Source organism: Methanobrevibacter ruminantium (genome assembly GCF_016294135.1).
Lineage (GTDB): Archaea > Methanobacteriota > Methanobacteria > Methanobacteriales > Methanobacteriaceae > Methanobrevibacter > Methanobrevibacter ruminantium_A.
Genome location: NZ_JAEDCO010000072.1, coordinates 1 through 3,009, shown reverse-complemented (window position 1 = coordinate 3,009; position 3,009 = coordinate 1). Strand labels below are relative to the sequence as shown.

The following is a 3,009-nucleotide window of genomic DNA, read 5'->3' as shown; positions in this document are numbered from 1 at the left end:
ATTTAATAATATAATCATCAGCATCTGGAATTTTAATTGAGTCAGTTTTGATATGGGCAACTTTATAACCTTTTTCCTGAACTGCATGCTTCAGATCTATCATAAATAAGGCGCCTCGTTTAGCAACAATATTATCAATGTTTCTAGGATCTTTAAATTCATTTTGATATTTTGCTGACGTAAGCCCATAAACAGAATTTATGACAGTCTTCAAAGCGTTTGATAGATTCTTTGCATCCGCTTTATCATTCAAATATTTTGCTAGCTTTCCTCCCATCATAGATGAAGCTGTTTCAAAATCTCCATGTTTTATAGCAAGTCTGGCGCGTTTAATTTCACTAAATTTTTCAGTATACTTTCCAAATAGATTCAATTGCTCAATACTAGTTGGATGCATTGATTCAACATCCAATAGAGCAACTTTTTTATACGCTCCAGGTTCAGCATACACATATCCTCCTTCACCAGTTTTCTCACCTCTATATGTACTAACTCCGTGATCAAACTGATATCCAGGAAACATGGTAGATAAATCTGTATAAACAAATGAAGACTGCGGATTTTTATCATTCCCAAATATAATTTTGGTTGTGTGTTTATTCGTTGTATCATTTACTGTTAATCCACTGAGTTCGGCCAAAATTTGTCTTGCCGTCCAGTCAGATTTAAGATATTCGAAGACTTTTTCAGTTGCAATAACATCATTATCGCAATACTCGGCAACTTTCTCCCACATACTTTCATCTACTGGTTTGTCCCATGGTAATCCGAGTTCTTGGTGATGTATACCGAGCTCTATTTCAAACGCTTTTAAAGATTTTTTATTTCCAGCGGAAGCAAAATCATAAACATCTGTATAAGACAAATTATATGCCTCTCCAAACATTCCGTTTTGACTTTCTTTAGAAATGAGTCTTTGTGATAATTCATATAGCTCTTTATTTGTATAACCAATATACCGAGCATATAAAATATGATTATCATATCGTCTGTTATTAAAACCTACTAATTTATACTTCAAAAGTTCTTCAATTTCTTTTGGTTCTGGATTTATACAACGAACAACTTTTTCTGCTCCTTGAAATTTCCAATTCAATAAAAATAAATTAGGAAATACTTCCACATCAAAGAAAACTAAAGTATCACTTTTATACTTGCTTTCATTCCCTGTGGAATTCTCTTCCGATTTGAATTTCATTTTAGAAACGATTTTTAAACAATACTCTGAGTGGTGTGACGAATTATTAGCAAAAGCCATAATTCTTGGACGCAAATCACTAATATCATACATCATTCCACTTTTATAAGCATTATCCAAAATAGTATTAATAAAATCAATACTAGGCTTTGTTCCTGGATGAATCTTCTTTTCTAGATTCTGTAATATCAAGGAACGAAGATGCCTTTCATTTTTAACACCCTCAAAATTAATCATCTTTATTCCTTTCAATGGTAGTCCAGAAGAAATGGATGAAACATCGAGATTATTACATTTTGTAAGCTGTCTCCTTAAAGAAGAGTTTCCAGTAAAAACTTTAATCTCAATATTTTCTGAATATAACCTACTAAGTTGAGACACATCTCCAAGATAAGTATAATGTAAATGTATGCCAGAACCACTTTTACTAATTTCTGAATATGTTGCTGGCCATTTAGATGCAGCCTCCAAATTCTTTTCAAAAGATTTTTCTCCATTTTCATCTTTTAAATCGAAATCAATAAAAATATGATCTTTTGGCATCATAACAAAATGCAATCTTTTTGTGTCTATATCTTTTAACTTAGTTGTTACTTCCGACCATTTCTTACATGGAGTCCCGTAAGAATTTGCATATTGTGCAGGACATTCAGCATATATTTTATCAAATATAGATTCTTTACAATCTAACACTAACGAAGGTTGATGTTCTTCTTTCTTTGGTTCTTCTTGTGTAATTGTAAATTTTTGGTATAGAAATCCTCTATAGACGCTACGAAGCTGAATATCATTATCTCTATATCGATCTAAAAACTCTTCAAAATAATTTTTCAGTTCCTCTCTGAATTTATATTTTGGAAGTTTAAAATCAACTAAAGCCTCATCACAATATGTTTTGTACATAGCATATGCACGAGATAATGTAATGTATTCTTCATTTTTGAATATCGGATATGAATCCTCTACAAAGTTAAAGAACACATCTGTTTGAAACATCATATCAATCGGTTTGTATCCTGCATAATAATTTTTCCCCATCGATTGATAGACTTTTAAACAATGGTATGCAATTGCTCCAAGTTCAAAATCAATCTTGGATACAACCGCTGCGTATTTCTTTGGGCTCAGTTTTCTTCCTGATGGTTTAACATCTATAAGTCTTCTAATAATTCCTGATTTTGCATCTGTGATTTTGACCGGTCTGTTTGTTGCCATAAATAAGAAACAATTTACTTTCGCAGTGTATGTCGCTTTGTATTTCTCATTCATTGCAATTTCTTCATGAGAAACAATTGAATTTAATTTTGTATTGTCCTCAATTTTAGAAAGGTCTCCATCATGCTGAATTGCTACAAGAGGATTTGTTTTGAAAACTTCTGTAGCAAACTGATTATTAGAACTGACAAGAGCCTTAGCTTCGAACGTTGTATAATATCCTTGAAAAAGTTTTTGAATAATATTAAGAACCGTACTTTTTCCAGCTCCTGCTTCTCCATAAAAAACTAAAAATTTTTGAATGGTTTTAGAATCTCCAGAAATAACTGCGCCAATAGCCCATTCAATTTTAGCTCTTTCTTCTGGATCATAAAGAGTTGATATTAATTCTTCATAATTATCAATATTTCCTTCTTCGATAGGATATGGTAAACGTTTACTGACATAGTCATTTTTCTCAATGACATCATTAGCAAAAGTAAGCTTTTCATCAAGTTGATGTTCATTATCAGAAAGACTGGAAATATAATTTTTAAATTTAGTCCATGTAGATGACGAATATGAACCAATAGATTTAATTCTAATAGGAGAATCAG

The 3,009-nt window shown here is 31.5% G+C and carries 1 protein-coding gene; it reads right to left on the bottom strand.

Annotated features, from left to right (window positions below; translation table 11 throughout):
- Window positions 1–3,009: DUF5906 domain-containing protein (locus VW161_RS08800; protein ID WP_325192957.1), on the bottom strand; the 3,009-nt coding region annotated here is incomplete at both ends.